Annotated in this window: 1 other annotated feature (running past both ends of the window). The window is 57.4% G+C overall.

Annotated features, from left to right (window positions below):
* Positions 1–1,491, minus strand: a sequence feature (most likely nonfunctional fraction of RNA operon) (it extends past both window edges: 1,485 nt to the left, 1,654 nt to the right).

Raw genomic sequence — 1,491 nt, forward strand, 5'->3', positions numbered from 1 at the left:
TTCATGGTGTGCGGATTTGCCTACACACCGGCCTACACGCTTACCCCGGCACAACCACCGGCCGGGCTCAGCTACCTTCCTGCGTCACCCCATCGCTTGACTACTACCCGCCAGGTTCCCACGCTCCCCAACCTTGATCCGAAGATCGCAGCCGGTTCGGGTGGTTAGCACAACGAGGTTCATCAGGGACGCTCTTTCGCGGGTACGGGAATATCAACCCGTTGTCCATCGACTACGCCTCTCGGCCTCGCCTTAGGTCCCGACTCACCCAGGGCGGATTAGCCTGGCCCTGGAACCCTTGGTCATCCGGCGGAAGGGTTTCTCACCCTTCTTTCGCTACTCATGCCTGCATTCTCACTCGTGCCGCGTCCACAACTGGGTCACCCCGCTGCTTCACCCCCGGCACGACGCTCCCCTACCCATCCACACACCTGCACAAGGAATCAAGTCCAAGCGAGATAAAAATGTGAATGCCACAGCTTCGGCGGTGTGCTTGAGCCCCGCTACATTGTCGGCGCGGAACCACTTGACCAGTGAGCTATTACGCACTCTTTAAAGGGTGGCTGCTTCTAAGCCAACCTCCTGGTTGTCTATGCGACCCCACATCCTTTTCCACTTAGCACACGCTTAGGGGCCTTAGCTGGTGATCTGGGCTGTTTCCCTCTCGACTACGAAGCTTATCCCCCGCAGTCTCACTGCCGCGCTCTCACTTACCGGCATTCGGAGTTTGGCTGATTTCGGTAAGCTTGTGGGCCCCCTAGACCATCCAGTGCTCTACCTCCGGCAAGAAACACGCGACGCTGCACCTAAATGCATTTCGGGGAGAACCAGCTATCACGGAGTTTGATTGGCCTTTCACCCCTAACCACAGGTCATCCCCCAACTTTTCAACGTTGGTGGGTTCGGCCCTCCACGCGGTCTTACCCGCGCTTCAGCCTGCCCATGGCTAGATCACTCCGCTTCGGGTCTAGGACACGCGACTGAACGCCCTATTCAGACTCGCTTTCGCTACGGCTCCCCCACACGGGTTAACCTCGCCACATGCCACTAACTCGCAGGCTCATTCTTCAAAAGGCACGCCGTCACCCCGCAAGGCTCCGACGGATTGTAGGCGAACGGTTTCAGGTACTATTTCACTCCCCTCCCGGGGTACTTTTCACCATTCCCTCACGGTACTCGTCCGCTATCGGTCACCAGGAAGTATTTAGGCTTACCAGGTGGTCCTGGCAGATTCACGGCAGATTTCAGGGGTCCGCCGCTACTCGGGAACACCCACAGAAGGTCAGCAACTTTCACCTACCGGACTCTCACCGTCTACGGTCAGCCATTCCAGACTGTTCGACTAGCCACTGACTTTGTAACTTCTCGAACAAGTGTCAGCTTGTTCAGCAGGGTCCCACAACCCCGACCACGCAACCCCTGACAGGTATCACACGCAACCGGTTTAGCCTCAATCCGCTTTCGCTCGCCACTACTCACGGAATCACTAAA

This window comes from Micromonospora sp. NPDC048868 (assembly GCF_043198195.1).
Lineage (GTDB): Bacteria > Actinomycetota > Actinomycetes > Mycobacteriales > Micromonosporaceae > Micromonospora > Micromonospora reichwaldensis.